14 protein-coding genes are annotated in these 17,172 nt (G+C 48.4%); 4 read left to right on the forward strand and 10 right to left on the reverse strand.

Features of this window, described 5'->3' with window-relative positions:
- Window positions 1-33 precede the first annotated feature (33 nt).
- On the reverse strand, window positions 34-891 hold the full coding sequence (locus tag ITJ88_RS15340) for a TerC family protein (RefSeq protein WP_195866188.1): 858 nt from the start codon (window positions 889-891) through the stop codon (window positions 34-36).
- Between the two features lie 329 nt (window positions 892-1,220).
- On the opposite strand from ITJ88_RS15340, the gene folE2 reads away from it, so the two are divergent.
- The 4 genes from folE2 (at window position 1,221) to ITJ88_RS15360 (ending at window position 6,611) form a co-directional block, all read left to right on the forward strand.
- Window positions 1,221-2,126 (forward strand): GTP cyclohydrolase FolE2, encoded by a 906-nt coding sequence (gene folE2, locus ITJ88_RS15345; protein WP_195866189.1) that lies wholly within the window; start codon window positions 1,221-1,223, stop codon window positions 2,124-2,126.
- 109 nt (window positions 2,127-2,235) lie between these two features.
- Window positions 2,236-4,002 (forward strand): LytS/YhcK type 5TM receptor domain-containing protein, encoded by a 1,767-nt coding sequence (locus tag ITJ88_RS15350; protein WP_195866190.1) that lies wholly within the window; start codon window positions 2,236-2,238, stop codon window positions 4,000-4,002.
- Window positions 3,983-4,678: a LytR/AlgR family response regulator transcription factor gene (locus ITJ88_RS15355; RefSeq protein ID WP_195866191.1), complete on the forward strand. Its 696-nt coding sequence runs from the start codon at window positions 3,983-3,985 to the stop codon at window positions 4,676-4,678. Before ITJ88_RS15350 ends, ITJ88_RS15355 begins: the two co-directional genes overlap by 20 nt.
- A 139-nt stretch (window positions 4,679-4,817) precedes the next feature.
- Window positions 4,818-6,611, forward strand: coding sequence for a carbon starvation CstA family protein (locus tag ITJ88_RS15360; RefSeq protein WP_195866192.1), 1,794 nt, complete (start codon window positions 4,818-4,820; stop codon window positions 6,609-6,611).
- A gap of 277 nt (window positions 6,612-6,888) precedes the next feature.
- Here the strand turns inward: ITJ88_RS15360 and ITJ88_RS15365 are convergent, their stop codons facing one another.
- The 9 genes from ITJ88_RS15365 to ITJ88_RS15405 form a co-directional block, all read right to left on the reverse strand.
- On the reverse strand, window positions 6,889-7,713 hold the full coding sequence (locus ITJ88_RS15365; protein ID WP_195866193.1) for an energy-coupling factor transporter transmembrane component T family protein: 825 nt from the start codon (window positions 7,711-7,713) through the stop codon (window positions 6,889-6,891).
- A complete protein-coding gene (locus ITJ88_RS15370; RefSeq protein ID WP_195866194.1) occupies window positions 7,704-9,407 on the reverse strand; it encodes an ABC transporter ATP-binding protein in 1,704 nt (567 codons plus the stop codon). The genes ITJ88_RS15365 and ITJ88_RS15370 overlap by 10 nt, the downstream gene beginning before the upstream one ends.
- Window positions 9,408-9,477: 70 nt before the next feature.
- On the reverse strand, window positions 9,478-10,029 hold the full coding sequence (locus ITJ88_RS15375; RefSeq protein WP_058704610.1) for an ECF-type riboflavin transporter substrate-binding protein: 552 nt from the start codon (window positions 10,027-10,029) through the stop codon (window positions 9,478-9,480).
- A complete protein-coding gene (locus tag ITJ88_RS15380) occupies window positions 10,026-10,883 on the reverse strand; it encodes an SAM hydrolase/SAM-dependent halogenase family protein (protein ID WP_195866195.1) in 858 nt (285 codons plus the stop codon). The genes ITJ88_RS15375 and ITJ88_RS15380 overlap by 4 nt, the downstream gene beginning before the upstream one ends.
- Before the next feature lie 372 nt (window positions 10,884-11,255).
- On the reverse strand, window positions 11,256-11,699 hold the full coding sequence (locus tag ITJ88_RS15385; RefSeq protein ID WP_195866196.1) for a GDYXXLXY domain-containing protein: 444 nt from the start codon (window positions 11,697-11,699) through the stop codon (window positions 11,256-11,258).
- The gene (locus ITJ88_RS15390; RefSeq protein WP_195866197.1) at window positions 11,696-12,883 is read right to left on the reverse strand and encodes a DUF2157 domain-containing protein; all 1,188 of its coding nucleotides are present in this window, start codon (window positions 12,881-12,883) and stop codon (window positions 11,696-11,698) included. The genes ITJ88_RS15385 and ITJ88_RS15390 overlap by 4 nt, the downstream gene beginning before the upstream one ends.
- Window positions 12,884-13,050: 167 nt before the next feature.
- Entirely contained in the window at window positions 13,051-15,030 is a 1,980-nt protein-coding gene (locus tag ITJ88_RS15395) for a methyl-accepting chemotaxis protein (RefSeq protein WP_195866198.1), read from the reverse strand.
- A 156-nt stretch (window positions 15,031-15,186) separates the two neighbouring features.
- On the reverse strand, window positions 15,187-15,486 hold the full coding sequence (locus ITJ88_RS15400; RefSeq protein WP_029343185.1) for a rhodanese-like domain-containing protein: 300 nt from the start codon (window positions 15,484-15,486) through the stop codon (window positions 15,187-15,189).
- Window positions 15,487-15,704: 218 nt separating this feature from the next.
- Window positions 15,705-17,150 carry a glycoside hydrolase family 1 protein gene (locus ITJ88_RS15405; protein ID WP_195866199.1) on the reverse strand — a complete coding sequence of 482 codons (1,446 nt, stop codon included), beginning with the start codon at window positions 17,148-17,150 and terminating at the stop codon, window positions 15,705-15,707.
- Window positions 17,151-17,172 lie beyond the last annotated feature (22 nt).

The raw sequence follows: 17,172 nt of genomic DNA on the forward strand, positions 1-17,172 counted from the left end.
AAACGACCCGTCATCGACGGATCGTTCCATTTCTTATAAGTTTTGATCGACTTTCTTTTCAGCATCTGGATTTGATTTTGTTTTTGGTGAAGAGAACCAACCCCAAAGAGCAAGACCGACCATGACTGTCCAGAAGAATGCCTGCCACGGTGTACTGTGGGCGAATCCTTCCGGAAGTTTCAAGGCTTCAAAGATCGTTCCTTCGATTGATGCGTGGTATTTCGGGTGTTCGAGCGCCAGAACAGCTAGCTTCACACCGACCCAAGCGACGATTGCAAAAGCTGCTGTCTCAAGACCTGGGCGATCTGCGAGTAATTTAACAAAGACACGTGCTGCGAACCGCATCAAGACGACACCCATCAAACCACCTGTTAGGATGACGATGAAGTGACCTGTGTTCAAACCACCGATTTCGCCTGTTCCCCAATCGGGAAGGGCAACGGCAAGAGCAACGGCAGCAAGAATCGAATCGACAGCGAACGCTAAATCTGCGAATTCGATTTTTGCGACTGTCCGCCAGAATTCACCTTTTGAAACTGGCTCTTCCGACTTCGGTTCTTCATCTAGCTCATTTTCAGCCCCATGGTTCTCACCGAGCTTTCTGGCTTTAACGGTCTTATAAATATGCCGTAGTCCCATGATGAGCAAGTACGCCGCTCCAAGTGCTTGGATTTGCCAAATGTCGACGAGGAACGAAATCGCGAACAATGCCGCGAATCGTAAGACGAACGCTCCAGCTAGTCCATAAAAAAGTGCTTTCTTTTGTTGTTCTCCTGGTAAGTGCTTGACCATGACCGCGAGTACGAGTGCATTATCCGCTGAAAGTAATCCTTCAAGCGCGATCAAGACGAGTACGACCCAGGCATACTGTAATAGTAACTGCCAATCCATCTCTGTCATCCCTTTCTCTTACTGCCTGTAAAATAAAAAAAATTCAATTATTGACCATGACAAAAAAACAATGATTACACGTTCACCTGAACATATACTATAGGATAGTATACCCGATTGCAAGTAAGTTATTCCTACAGATGTAGAATGTGTCGATTTTGAGTCGTGCGAGTTTCGTTTATCGAACGTTCGTGATAAAATTCAAGACAATACTTCTAGCGATGAAAAGATGAAACACATTTGCGGAATCATCAGACTTGCTCGTCTCTAGCATTCCTGTCATGTTATTACTATTGAAACACTACAAAAGGACAAAGGGGCCAATGAATATGTCTACCTACCCGATTACGTTACCAACGAAAGAAGAGCGCCATAAGCTGTTCGGTTCGGTACCACCGATCAAAGGAACAAAACCGACTGAAAAAGATAAGATGGTCGACTTGCAAAATACACCGAAGAACTTCCTGTTCGCACTAGATGCTGTTGGAATCTCAAACGTTAAACATCCTGTCGTCATTCAAGACGGGGACAACACACAAGCAACAGTCGCGACGTTCGAGCTGTCGACGTCACTCGTACAAGACCGTAAAGGGATCAACATGAGCCGTCTCACGGAACAGCTTGATCAATACCACAACGAAGGTTGGACGGTCACGAACGAATCACTCATTCAATTCGCACGTGATTTAGCGGATCGTATGGAACAAACGGAAGGTCAATTGACGATCCGTTACCCATGGTTCTTTACACGTAAAGCACCTGCAACGGGACTTAGCGGTTTGATGAATGCTGAAGTGTGGCAAACAGTCAGTGTCAACACGGAAACAAACGAAGCGACATTGTCTGTCGGTCTGACGATCAACGTCACGACACTTTGCCCATGTTCAAAAGAAATCAGCGAATACAGCGCCCACAACCAACGTGGTTACGTCACGATGGAAGCATCGTTACGTGATGAAGCAGAAGACTTTGACTGGAAACAATCATTGCTTGATGCTGCGGAATCCAATGCCTCAGCGCCACTTCACCCGGTACTCAAACGTCCGGATGAAAAACGCGTGACAGAGATGGCATATGAAAATCCACGTTTCGTTGAAGATATGGTTCGCTTGATTGCTGCTGATTTGTACGAAATGGATCCAATCGCTTCGTTCTACGTCGAATGCCGTAACGAAGAAACGATTCACCAACACGACGCGATCGCACGGATCACGTTCGATAAAGACGCACAATAAGCAAGCTTGCCGTACGTCCTCTTCAATAGAGGACGTGCGGTTTTTTTGTATACCGGCATTGCCCTCCGTTTTGCGAGCGTTTACACTTAACTCGAATGGAGGAATGCACATGTTGGAACTGATTCCTTTTTTACTCGAACGACTTGGTATCATGATCATCTTGGCGTTCATCCTCGCCCAGTGGGGACCGACACGCCGGCTGCTGCGTCAACCGGAAGCCGGCTGGCAATTTCGTGTCCTCGTCCTGTTTTTTGCGACGTATGGCATTTTAAGTAACTATACAGGGGTCAAAGTCGACTTAGCAGAATTCTTGCCCCATGCTTGGCTCGAAGAAGTCGATGGGACATCGGCGATCGCGAATACGCGAACGATGATCGTCGTCATCAGTGGATTACTCGCTGGTCCACTCGGTGGATTGATGACCGGACTGATCGTCGGGGTTCACCGGTATTCCCTCGGCGGATTCACAGCATTCGCTTGCGCGCTTTCGACTGTCATTGCCGGCGGTGTCAGCGGTCTCTTACGCTCCTATTGGCGCGACCGCCTCAGTAGCCAAGCGTTATTGCCCGTGTGTCTGACTGCTTTTTTAATGCTGTTTGAAATGTCACTGATTTTACTGTTTTCCCGTCCCTTTGATGCGGCCGTCGAACTCGTCCAGTTCATCTTCTTACCGATGACACTGATCAACGTCCTCGGTGTCTGGTTGTTCTTATCGATCATCCGCCTTGCTGCGCGAGAAGAAGAAACGGTTCGGGCACGAGAAGCCGAACGGTCGTTGCATATCGCCGATTTGACGCTGCCGCATCTGACGCGTGGTCTACATATCCATACGGCAGAAGCTGTCGCGGAAATTCTGTTGCAACAAACGCGAGCCGAAGCCGTCTCGTTGACGGATCAATCCGTCATCCTCGCCCATATCGGTATTGGGAGCGACCACCATCAAGCTGGGAGTCACTGGACGACGAAACCGACCGAGCATGTCTTGCAGGACGGACAAGTCCGTCTTGTGACGGAACGACTCGATATCGGCTGTTCCGTAACCGATTGTCCGCTTCAAGCCGGCATCATCGCGCCGCTCATCGTCGGAGAAACGACGATTGGGACGCTGAAAGTCTATTATCCTCATGCCGAATTGCTCGACGCCGTCGAAGTCGAACTCATTGAAGGGTTAGCGAAACTGTTCTCGACACAACTGGCACTCGGGAACGCCCAGCGGCAAGCCGGTTTACTGAAAGATGCCGAGATTCGGGCACTCGAAGCACAAATTCATCCCCACTTCCTGTTTAATGCGATCAATACGATTTATGCGCTGTGCCGGACGGATGTCGAACAAGCACGCTCGTTGTTACTTGAATTATCGACGTTCTTCCGCAGTAACCTCCAAGGCGCGCGCTCAACAAAAATTCCGCTCCAAAAAGAACTCGAGCACATCGAAGCGTACACATCGCTTGAAGCCGCTCGTTTTCCGAATCGCCCGTTTCTCGATATCGATTTAGCAGACGAGACGACGTCTTTACTCGTTCCACCGTTCATCTTACAACCGTTGATCGAGAATGCGTTCCTTCACGCTTTTTCGACTGAGCAGACGGGATATGTCGGGGTGACGGCATGGTGTGAGGCGGATCAACTGTGTCTCGAAGTCGTCGATAACGGACGCGGGATCGACGCCTCGCGCCTTGCCCGTCTCGGTCGAGAAGTCGTTCCGTCTTCTGGTACCGGTACTGCGTTATTCAATACGGCAGAACGAATTCGAAGCCTGTATGGTGAAAAAGGACAGTTTACGATCACGAGTGACGGTCAAAACGGCACGACGATCGCGATTCGTCTCCCGATTGAAGTCAGAAAGGAGATTCAGCATGCGCACCTTGTTGATTGAAGATGAACCGCTCGCACGTGATGAGCTCCGTTATCACGTGACCGCAGCCGGTCTTGAAGTCGTTGGGGAAACCGGTAGTGTCGAGGAAGCCGAACGACTCGTTCGCTCCCTTCAACCCGACTTAGTCTTTCTCGATATCGAGCTGACGGACGGAAGTGGTCTTGAAGTCGCCAAACGCTTAAAGTCGATGCCACGTCCTCCGGCTCTTTTGTTTGTGACGGCGTATGATGCTCATGCGCTTGAAGCGTTTGAGCTCAATGCTTATGACTACATCTTGAAACCGTATGATCCGGCACGGATTGTCCGTGCGATTGAAAAAGTCGCGCGACCGCTGCCGAAAAAAGCACCTCGACTTGAACGTTTAGCCGTCGAGACGGGCGAACAACTGAAATTATTGTCTCCTCAAGATATCGATTACATCGTCGCTGAGAACGGGAAAACAAAGATCGTCACGGAACATGGAGCGTATCCATCGAACGAGACTTTACTCGAACTTGAACGAAAGCTTCAAGATCATCGCTTTTTACGGGTTCACCGCTCATATCTCGTCAACTTATCAGCAATTGACGCCATCGAACCTTGGTTCAACGGAGCCTATAATTTAAAGATTCATCAGATTGATGTGCCAGTCAGTCGGACGTACGTCAAACTACTGAAAGAAGCGCTCGGGATATGAGCGCTTCTTTTTTGTGATTCAAGGTCCATTTTCAACCTTTCATCGAACGAAACCGACAACTCATCTAAAAAATAAAGAAAGCGCTTCCATAACTTGTATACTAAATCCATCATAGTTCATTCAAGAGGAGGAATTTTAGATGAGCGCTACTCCAATCGTTATTGCTGTCATCTGTATCTTATTAATTGCGTATCGCCTTTACGGTACGTTCATGGCTGCGAAAGTCTTAAAAATCAAAGATGATCGCGAAACGCCCGCTCATAAATTAGCGGACGGAAAAGATTACGTCCCAACGAACAAATGGGTCTCGTTCGGACACCACTTCGCAGCAATTGCTGCTGCCGGTCCACTCGTCGGACCTGTTCTTGCTGCGCAGTTCGGATATCTCCCCGGCTTACTGTGGCTCTTGATCGGTGCCGTCATCGGTGGAGCGGTCCATGATATGGTCGTTCTTTTTGCCTCGATGCGCCAAGACGGTCAGTCGCTGTCTGAAGTCGCTAAAAAAGAGCTAGGACCAGTCGCTGGTTTTTGTGCCGGTCTTGCGATGCTCTTCATCATTACAATCACGATGGCTGGTCTATCGATGGTCGTCTTGCACGCCCTGGAACATAACCCATGGGGTACATTTGCTGTCTTCTCGACGATTCCGATTGCGATGTTCGTTGGGATTTACTTACGTAAAGGTGGTAACTTAGCACTTGCTTCAACGGTTGGGTTCTTACTGATTCTAGCTGCGATTGGTTTTGGTCCTCAGTTAACGGAAACATTCATCGGCGATTGGTTCGATCTTTCGTCACGTCAACTCGCGATTGCTTTACCGATTTATGCATTCTTCGCTGCTGCACTGCCAGTGTGGCTCTTACTCGCACCTCGCGACTATTTATCGAGTTTCATGAAAATCGGTGTCTTCCTTGCCTTGATCGTTGGTGTCTTCATCATCAACCCGGACATTCGATTCCCAGCATTCACGAAGTTCGTTGATGGCGGTGGTCCAATCATCGCTGGTCCTGTCTGGCCATTCATCTCGATCACGATTGCCTGTGGTGCGATTTCTGGTTTCCACGCTTTCGTTGGTTCTGGTACGACACCGAAGATGATCAACCGGTGGAGCGACATCAAACCGGTCGCCTTCGGTGCCATGCTTGTCGAATGTCTTGTTGCCGTCATGGCATTGATCGCCGCGACATCTCTTGAAGTCGGTGACTACTTCGCCATCAACTCAACTCCTGAAGTATTTGCGACGCTCGGTATGAGTACAGTTTATCTCGATGAGCTCTCACGTGAAATCGGTCTTGATCTGGCAGGTCGAACAGGTGGTGCCGTCTCACTCGCCGTCGGTATGACGTTCATCTTCCGCGCCATCCCATGGTTCAAAGAGATTGCCGGCTTCTTCTTCCAATTCGTCATTTTGTTCGAAGCTGTTTTCATTCTGACAGCAATCGATGCAGGAACACGCGTTGCTCGTTACTTGATTCAAGATTTCTTCGGGGAGTTTTATAAACCGCTCAAACGCGTCGACTGGATTCCAGGTGCGATCTTCGCTTCGGCACTCGGAACGTTCTTCTGGGGCTATCTCCTGTTCTCGGGTGACATCGGCTCGATTTGGGCATTATTCGGGGTATCCAATCAGCTGATGGCGTCGATTGGCTTGATCATCGGAACGACGATCATCTTGAAAATCGCCGACAAAAAAGTCTATGCGTTGACGACGTTCATCCCGCTCGTCTATCTCCTGATTACGGTAACGTTCGCGGATATCTGGATGGTCGCAAACGTCTATGCAAACCCGGATTCTCCAGGTTTCAGCATCTTGAATACGGTCTTGTCGGTAACGATGGGGCTGCTCGCGATCGTCATCACGATCTCAGCCGTCAAGAAATGGATTGAACTGTTGAATTCACCACGTTGGGAAAATCAAAAACGATCTGCGTAAGCGGATTGGTCATATGACAAAGGGGCTGACTCAAAAGTCGGTCTCTACAAAGATAAGGGTGGCAGAATGATGATCTGCCACCCTTATCTCGTAACGAAAAGAATGACGCGTTTCGCGCCACTCCTGCAGGAAAAAGCGCATTATGCGCTGTCAGAGACAAACAAGACCCGCTTTCCTGCTTAAATAAAGCAGGAAAACTGGCTTGTGTCTCGCCTGAGGGAAGGGCGTGAAAAGACGCATCATTCTTTTTTTTGATTCAGCCTTTCGTATCTCATTTTTAAAACGGATTATAAAAGCGATTGCCATCATGAAAGGTGGCGACGAACGAAAAAATCGTCAATAGTACGATACAACTGATCGCGACATAATCGATTCGTGTCATCGTCTGTTGGTTGTACCACGTCCGCTTTCGTCCGGCACCGAATCCACGGAGGTCCATCGCGTTACTGACCGTCTCAATCCGCTCGAGACTCGTAAATAGCAACGGAAGTAAAATCTGAATGCTATTACGTGCCCGTTGCCAAAGGGAACCGTGTGAGACGGCAATCCCCCGTGCTTCCTGAGCATTTGCGATTGTCCGAAAATCCGCTTGAACGTCCGGAATGTAACGGAGCGCTAAGGAGACCGCAAAGGCAATCTTATACGGAACACCAATCCGATTCAACGAAGAAGCGAACTCCGTCGGATGGGTCGTCACGAGAAACAACACAGCAATCGGAACAATCACACTGTATTTTAAGATTAAATTGAACAGATAAAATAATTGTTCTGCCGTCACCGTAAATCGTCCGATTCCTTCAAGTAAGACGTGACGCGATCCGTAGATCGCTACACCCTGCTCTGGTTCGAACAGATAAACAGCGAGTGCATTAATCAGGACGAATAGCGCTGTAAAGATCAAGACAAACCGGACTTCTCGAAACTGGATACGCGACAATCGGAATAACACGATGCTGACTAATCCCAGTACAAGTAAGACACGTGTATCATAGGTGAACATCGTTGCTGTTGTAAATAACAAGAATCCAATCAGTTTCGTCGTTCCCGTCAAGCGATGAATCGGTGACGTTTTTTCAATATAACCAAGCATTTCTACAGCCATTGTTCCCGCTCCTTTCGCTCCGCCGTAATCACGGACTCGACGAATCGTTCCGGGTCTATATCGAGATATTGCGCTATCGTAAAGAGTGATGTTTGTTTTAAATGGGCATGATGCAACAATTGTTCTTGATTCAGCAGTCCAAATGATGTTCCGGCATAACGGATACGCCCAGCTTGCACGAGGCAGACTTGATCGCTGTATTCTAAGACGAGGTGCATATCATGTGTGATGATGAGTAACGTCATCCCGTCCTGCTTCAATCCTTCTAAAAAGTCCATCATATCCGAATAATGCCGGTAATCTTGACCGGCTGTTGGTTCATCGAGAATCAAGATATCCGGTCGTCGAACGAGAATCGAAGCAATCGTCACTCGTTTCTTCTGACCAAAACTCAGTGCTTGAATCGGCCAATTACGAAACGGATATAATCCACAACGACGTAATGTCTGCTCGAGACGCTCGTTTTCTTCCGCTTCACTTAATCCGAGCGCCTGCATCCCGTAGCGGATTTCCTCCTGCACAAGGTGCTTCGAAATCATATGATTCGGATTTTGGAGAACGAATCCGATCGCCCCCGCCCGCTCTGCGATCGATTGGTTCGTGATGTCGATTCCGCCAAGTAGAATCCGACCACCTGTCGTCCGTTGATAACCACTCAATACTTTCGCAAGCGTAGATTTCCCGGCACCATTCTGACCGACGATCGTCGTCAGCGTTCCCTTTTGAAAAGAGGCTGTCACGTTCTCAAGCACCGGCGTTCCTTGGCGATAATGAAACGCCAACTGTTCAAGTTCGAGCCATGCAGTAGAGGTTACAGTCTCTTTTTGAGGCGCTTCCTCTAAACGCTCCAACACGTCCGTCTGATTGAACTGCTTTAAAAAGGGATCGATGCGGCTCGGCTGGTCGATAGGTTGAACGGCAAGCCCAGCCCAGCGCGCGGCACTGACATAGAGAGGTTCACGTAAAATCGCTTGTTGAAGCACGCCATTGCTTAAGATGACATCCGGATGGTCATCGGCAATGATTTCCCCATCGACCATGACGATGATGCGGTCAAACGGAATGACGAGTACATCCTCGATTCGATGTTCGACGACAATCAATGTACGATTCGTTTCACGTTGCAGTCGATCCATAAGCGCCATCGCTTCTTGTCCCGCTACCGGATCGAGATTCGCAAGCGGTTCATCAAACAGTAAGATATCCGCATCTTCGACGAGGACTCCGGCTAATGCCGCCCGTTGTCGTTGTCCTCCTGATAGATCATTCAATCGTGCGTGCAAGAGCGTCTCGACGTCCGTCATCCGTGCGACGCGTTCGACGATCTCCTGCATTTCTGGTCGCCCAGTCTGTTTGTTCTCGAGCGCAAAGGCGATGTCTTCGCCAACCGATAAACCGACGAACTGCGCATCTGGATCCTGTAACACCGTGCCAATATGCAACGAACGATCAAATAACGATAACTCCCGGGCATCTTGTCCTTCGATCAGGACCTGTCCTTCCCACGTTCCCGGGTATGAGAACGGAATCAACCCATTGATGCACTGGGCGAGCGTACTTTTTCCTGAACCCGACGGTCCAACGATTAAGATACGTTCACCTGCTTGAATCGTTAACTGAATCTGCCGGAGTGTCGGTTCCGACTGACTCCGATATGTAAATGAAAAATCCTGAAATTCGATTACGTTTGTCATGTCCTTCTCCCCCCAAGCTAAATGAGCTATGATCCTGCCGACTCTTCGCACAGGATCATAGCTCATTCGGTCAAACTTCGCGTTTCAAGCTGCCTGCTTTACTTCTTGTTTTGGCATACGTGACGAGCAACAACGTTCCAATGACACCGACTGTCAAGATGTTCGACGTCGCAGCGACAGCACCTTGGACGAAGACTTTATTCGCTGGCTCCGAGTAAATTAAGATATCGAGTACCGGTGCGATGATGATCCAACCGATCGCTTGCACGATGGCTTGTGTCGCATTGAATAAGACGATTTTACGTGTCGTCAATCCACCTTCTTCTAAGCGAATCCGGTTAGCGATCAATCCGATGCCAAACCCGACGAAGCCGGAGACGATGACCCAACTCCACCACGGGGAACCGTATAAAATCGCATCTTTTAATCCATGACCAATCAGACCGATCAAACCGGCTGTGACCGGTCCGAACAATACTGCCATGAATGCGAGGAATGCGTAGGCAGTCTCGATTGATGTGTTTGGTACGCCTGTCGGAATCGCAGCGAATCGACTTAAAATAATGAATACAGCTGCTCCGATCCCGGTTGCGACGATCTGTTTTGTCGTAAATCCTTTCATGTTCGATCTCCTCCTTTAATATGTTGTACGTTAACACTCCAATCATTTCCGATCCCAACCTCAAATGCATGCGCAAACGAACCTTGATTTAAGGCAAGAGCAATCTGATCCAGCGAATTGATGTAAACGACACCTGAACCGACCGGTACGTCGGCGAACGAATGACCAAAGAGCAGTGTCTGTTCATAGACGATTCGTTCCCGATACGAAATCGTTACCTTGACCTGGCTACCGATGTCGAGACCCGCCTGACGAACGAGAGCGACCGGAATGTTCGTCCAAACATTTCCGAAGCGAACATCGAGAATCTCGACGATACCAGTAACACCGGTATCCGACGACGAGGCAACTGTCCGGTCGAGTAAAACGATATCCGAAGCAGGTAAAACGGGTCCCACTTCCTCGAAGGTGATGACATGGCTCGATAATCGAGCTCCCGTGAAAGCAAAGATATCTCGTCCGTGGAACGTATACGATTCCCCCATCCGCGGTAAGCGATGTCGTCGATCATCGAGTTGCCTCACTTCAGCAATGTATCCGGCTTGCCAAAGATGCGTCAACGTTCCGTTATCTGGTGTGATGATATATTGATTCGCATGCGTCCGCGCGACGACACTCTTTCGACTTGATCCGACTCCTGGATCAACGACAGAAACGAACACCGTTTGCTCCGTCCAGTACGGCACCGTCTGCAGTAACCGATAGGACGCTTCCCAAATGTGAAACGGTGGAATATCATGCGTCAAATCAAAAATCCGAATCTCCGGATTAATGCTGTGGGCTACTCCATACATCGCACTCACTGCCCCGTCACTCACGCCAAAATCTGATTGCAATACCAATGCTTCTGCCATCTCGTCATCCTCCTCCTGCGCGAACGTCCCCACAAAAAAGACACCACGCCCTCATCTCTCAGGACGTGATGTCTGATCACGTGGTACCACCTTCGTTCATGGCTCAACTCACGTTCAGCCACCTCTAGGAGTACGAGACTCCATGGAATGCTAACGGTATCCGTCCTACCGGTCGGTTCTACTGATGAACACGGTTCACGTTCTTCCGACTGCTCCGGGACCATCTTCAAATGACGAAATCGTCTCATTTCCAGCAACAGAGACTCTCTATCGATTTCTGATCACTTTACTCTTCCCGTCTACGCATGCAGATTTAGTTGTCTGAAAATTTAAATTAATAGTACAACCGTTTGATTCCTGACGCAAGGTTTTTTACTCAGAAATTTTTAAATTCGTCGTCCGGATCGTTCCCCATGGTGACACATCCGCACGGACTTCTAGTGCTCTTGCTTTTTCGTATTGTTTTCCGCTTCCCTGTTCGACATAATACTGCGTTAACTGTGGGATCGACACGTATTGATCGTAGTAGTCGCCAGCAACACTTCCGAAAAATCGTGCATTCGAAATCCGATCGATTTGAGCATAACCGGAAGCATCTGTCTTGAAGCTGACATAGACACGTCCGTTTTGAATCGTCGGATCTGGTTCTAAATCCGGATACTGAAGCATCACGTATTCACCATAAACGGGATCAAACGGGTCAAACGGTTCTGCCCGAAAACGGTACGACGTTCCGAACCAGGAGGTCGCAAAAAAGCTGACGATCAACAGACCAACGGCGCACGTCTGCAATACAGGCATTAGATAGCGCTTCATGACGTCACACCTCCTCTACGGCGTAACCACCATAAGACACCAGACAATAGGAAGATGAGGAGCGCACCGATGAGGAAAAATAAAGACATGTTCAAACGATCCCACGCATAGATGACGTATATCGCGATTTGCACGAGAATGAAATAGAGAAAGGCTGGCCAGATGACGGCATGACGACGTTCTTGATACAACAGATACAGTAGCGCGGATAGTTCAACGAGGATGGCGAGTAGAATGGCCTGTTCATCAAGCCACAGGACTCCAATGAATCCAAGCGGAACGATAAACAATAAGGAGCGACGTTTTTGATAGAGGAAAATGCCTAACCCGATGGATACGATAGCTAACAGAATCGCTTCTGTCATGGATGGTAATGCGGCATTTGATTCCGCACGTACAGACAGATAGACGATCGAACTGATGGCAGCAACGACCAGATAGACCATTTCAACGATCCGACGATTGGACTCCTCACGAACAAGCCAGAGAACGGGAACGAGTAAAAATAGCGTCCAGACCGGCCACAGGAATCCGTCATACGATACGAGGAGAAACAAGGAGAGGCCACTGAAGAAGAGAAACAGCCAGCTAAACAAAAGCGATGGCAGACGTTGACTGAAGTAAAACCAACTGAACGACAACACGACCATCAGACCGAACGACGTCCAGTCGAGATAACTTGCCTGCTCCTGACCAAAACCACCAAGACTCGTAAAGATCGTCCATCCGGAAAGGAAGGCGACGACACCGTATGCTTCATGACGCCACAGCATATAATGCACTAATGCGGCGACAAACATACACCAGCTGAGCAGTGATCCTTCCATCGGCAAGTGAAAACTTTGGACAACAACGAGAATCGAGGCGCCAAACGCTAGGATTCCACCGATTCGAAAGACGACCGGATGAAGAATACGACGACGTTCCGAAAGATCTGCCATGATGTAACAGATCCACATGAGTGCTACGACAAGTCCGATTTTCCAGCCGACCGGCATCGCTTGCCAGTTGGCAGCTAAAAAGCTGAATACAGCCAAGACGACGAAGGTTCCTCCAACAATCAACAAGAGCGGGAAGCGTTGTTTCGTTGAATGTTGCTTTTCGTAATTCATGATTCGTTCGACGGTTGCTTCATCCAACAGACCCGCATCCTGCCACTCACGTATCTTGCGTAATTGCTTCACCGTACCCACCTCCTTCGAAGTGTTAGATATCTATTATTTTCCCGATTTATCCCTGTCTCAAGCCCGGATTTACAGGGATTCCAAGCCATTTGTTCAGTTCGTCACAGAATGGTGACAGACGAAAAAAGCAAGGAAGACTAGCTTCCTTGCTTTGTATAATCGATGGCTTAAACACGGAAACGGGCAACGAGTACCTGTAGCTCTTCTGCCATATCGGATAATGCTTTAGCGGATTGCGAAATTTCTTCCATCGCACTCAACTGCTCTTCCGTCGTCGCCGCCACTTGTTTCGACGCCGACGAATTCTCTTGCGCGATATGGGCGATTTCTGTCGCCGATGCTGATACCTCTTGAACGTTCGCTGCAATTTCCTCAACAGTTGCTGTCACATCTTCGATTCGTGGTGTCATCTCTTGTGTCCGTTCGAGAATCTTCTGGAATCGTTCTGCCGATGCTTCTGTCGTCGTCAAACCAGCTTTCGTCTGTCCTGAGACTTCCTTCATCATCGTAACCGATTGATCCGTCTCCTGCTTGATGTTTTGAATGAGTTGCGCAATCTGCTTCGTTGAATCTTGTGACTGCTCTGCTAGTTTCCGTACTTCGCTTGCGACGACGGCGAAGCCTTTTCCGTTTTCGCCTGCGCGTGCCGCTTCAATCGCCGCGTTCAGTGCCAATAAATTCGTTTGTTCGGCAATGCCGTTGATGACATCGACGATTTTTCCGATCTCATTCGAACGATGTGCGAGTGAACTGATGACACCACCAAAGTTTTGAACGGAGGCATCGATTTCTTTCATCTGCTTAACGTTCTGCAGGACAGCAACCGTTCCGTTCTCAGCTTCTGTTGCCGTTGAACGTGATAGCTCTGAGACGTCCGTTGAGCTCTCAGCGATCCGCATGATGCCGGCTGTAATCGACTGGAGCGAGACCGCATTCGCATCGAGTTGACGTTTCGATTGATCCGCCCCTGCTGCGACCTGTTGAATCGATCCCGCAATCTGTTCCGATGCGGACGTCGTCTGGGCAGAGTTCGCCATTAATTCCTGTGACGAACCGGCCACTTGTGTGATCGACTGATCGAGATTGATGATGATCGAGCGGAGTGAGTCGACCATGACGTTAAAGCTTTGTGCGACCTGTCCAACTTCATCGTTTGATTCAACGATGACCGGTTCCGTTAAATCACCAGACTGAATCCGTTCTGCTCCACGTGTCAAATGACCGAGTGGGCGAAGAATCGAGCGAAGGATGAAGTAGATGAAGACGGCTGCGACGAGTAACATTCCGCCAATGACAGCAAGTGTCGTCCAAAGAATGCTTGATGTCGCATCGGTGATTTCGTGATCGTACAGGGTTCCGGCAACCTTCCACTTCGTCAAATCATTCGTCATGAAGTCCATCTGTTTGCCTTCATTTTCGAATTCATAGGAAAATTGTCCAGCTGGATCCGCATAGAGTGGTGCAACCCAGTTCCCCGTTGCCTTTTCACCCGGTTTTAACGTCGGGTGCGTGACGAACTTTTTATTCGAATCGAGAATCGTCACGTAACCTTCCTTACCAATTTTAATCTTTTTTGCGATTTCCGCGATGCGGTCGACATCGACATCAATCGCGACGACGCCTCTTCCGTTACCCGTCGTCTGCGAGAGTGTGACCATCATCTTTTTTGAGGCCGCATCAACGTATGGATCGGTGATAACGACTTTTCCACCTGCTGCTTCCGCTGACTGGTACCACGGGCGTTCACGTGGGTCATAATCCTCGGGCATGACCTGTTCCGGGAAAATGTTCATATCCCCTTCCGTCGTCGCGAAGTAGATGTTCGCTGCCTGCGGATGCATATCGAGATATTCCGTCATTTTTTCTTTTAACGCTGCATTTTGTTTTCCTTTTTGATAGAGTGTTCCGTCAATCCGGTCCGCAAAAAAGGCGACATCGCGTCGCATCGGATCAATGATATTCTGAATTTCATCGTTCATCCGATCAACTCCACCGTGAGCTGACTGCAGGATTTGCTCCGTCATCGATTGTTTCGCCTGATTGTAGGCGACGAATCCGATTACGAGCGCTGGAATTACTAATAATAGAATCGATGTCAGTATTAACTTTTGTTTGATGCTCATCGTTCGTTTGATCTTTTGTTCCATGTGTCACTCCATTCCCGAGTGCAAGGACTCGCTATTCTACCTTCTCTATCGGAAGAATAGCGAAGAATATTCATAGTAAAAAATAATAATCGTTCATTGATTCACATGAAAAAAAGACGACCCGCATAGAGTCGTCTTCCTTGGTAACGCTTACCCTTATGCTTCTTGATCGCCTTTCCAGTTCATCATACCGCCTTCAACGTTGACGATGTCATATCCGTACTGCTCGAGGAAACGACCGACGTTTTCACTCCGTCCGCCCGCTTTACAGATCAAGTAGTAGGTTTCGCCTTCTTGCAGCTCTGTATAGCGTTCACCGATCTCAGACATCGGAAGGAAGCGGACGTTCGGAATATGTCCTGCATCGTATTCATCCTGCTCCCGAACGTCGACGACGTGTAACGCCTCGCCTGCTTCTAATCGCTCTTGTAACTCGTCTACATGAATCGTTTTCATTTCGTATGACCTCCTGTATGGTTCTGCCGTAAGTGTAGCAAATCTATCATCAAAACAAAACGAAACCGTACTTTATGAATCCCCTGATTAATAGATCAGAATCCAAATAATTATTGAAATCGATAACAAAGGTATTGATTCATTTAAATTCATTTCCACAATACAGATTAAAGCCCTAAAAGCAGACGCTTCTAGTCTGTTTTCAGGGCTTCATCTTTTTATTTTGAGACGGAAGTCTGCTTCAATGCAGCACCATTCGTAGCAATAACCTCTTTGTACCAATAGAATGAATCTTTTCGTGATCGGGCAAGTGTTCCCGAACCATTATCGTGTTTATCAACATAGATGAAACCGTATCGTTTACTGTATTCACCAGTCGACGCACTAACAAGATCAATACAACCCCAGCTCGTATACCCCATCATCTCAACGCCATCTTGAATCGCCTCCATCATGGCTTTCAAATGTCCTTCGAGATACGCAATCCGGTAGGAATCATGAATCGCACCATCTGGCTCCACTTCGTCGTAAGCACCGAGTCCATTTTCGACGATGAACAGCGGAATCTGGTAACGATCATACAGTTTATTTAAGATAATACGTAAACCATCCGGATCGATTTCCCAGCCCCAATCACTCGCTTTCAGATACGGATTTTTGACCCCGCTCATGATATTTCCGCCAGCTTCATCTCCATCTTTTTCTGCTTTTTCCGTCCGCGACATATAATAACTAAGCGAGAAGAAATCGACCGTATAGTCGCGTAACAGATCAAGATCACCGTCTTCGATCACCAACTCGATTCCGTTTTCTGCGAAGAAGCGGTCGGCAAATGCCGGATAAGCCCCACGGACATGGACGTCCCCGCAGAAATAGTTCATCATCCGTTCTGCATCGAGCGCAAACTGAACATCGACTGGATTTGAACTGTACGCATATACCGGTGCAGCGATCAGCATACAGCCAATTTGCATCGACGGATCGATTTCGCGAGCCGCTTTCGTCGCTAGGCTGCTCGCGACGAATTGATGATGTAACCCTTGATATGTTGACTGCAGCATATTTTCATCTTCACGCATTGCCATCCCAAGACTAAGCATCGGCATGAACTGGGCACCATTGATTTCATTGAACGTCAACCAGTACTTAACTTTCCCTTGATAGCGTTCAAACAATACTCGACTGTATCGCTCGAAGAACGTTACGAGTCGACGATCACGCCAGCCGCCGTATTCTTTTGCGAGATGGAGCGGCAATTCGTAATGCGAAATCGTCACGAGCGGCTCGATGCCGTGTTTCAACAACTCGTCAAAAACATTATCGTAAAACTGCAGTCCTGCTTCATTCGGTTCTGTCTCATCTCCATTCGGGAAGATACGACTCCAAGCAATCGACATCCGATATGTCTTGAAGCCCATTTCAGCGAACAAAGCGATATCTTCTTTATAGTGCTGGTAAAAATCGATGCCGTCATGATTCGGATACGTGTATTCTTCTTTCAATTCAAAATCAAACTGCGGATCGTGAATGACGTTCATTCGGTGCTTGCCGCCCGGCATGACATCAGCAATCGATAATCCCTTTCCATCTGTCGCATACGCACCCTCTAGTTGATTGGCTGCAGTTGCGCCGCCCCATAAAAAATCGGATTTGATTTGTTTCATGAAAAATTCCTCCTCTAATTTG

Origin of the sequence: Exiguobacterium abrahamii (genome assembly GCF_015645365.1) — a bacterium.
GTDB classification, from domain to species: domain Bacteria; phylum Bacillota; class Bacilli; order Exiguobacteriales; family Exiguobacteriaceae; genus Exiguobacterium_A; species Exiguobacterium_A abrahamii.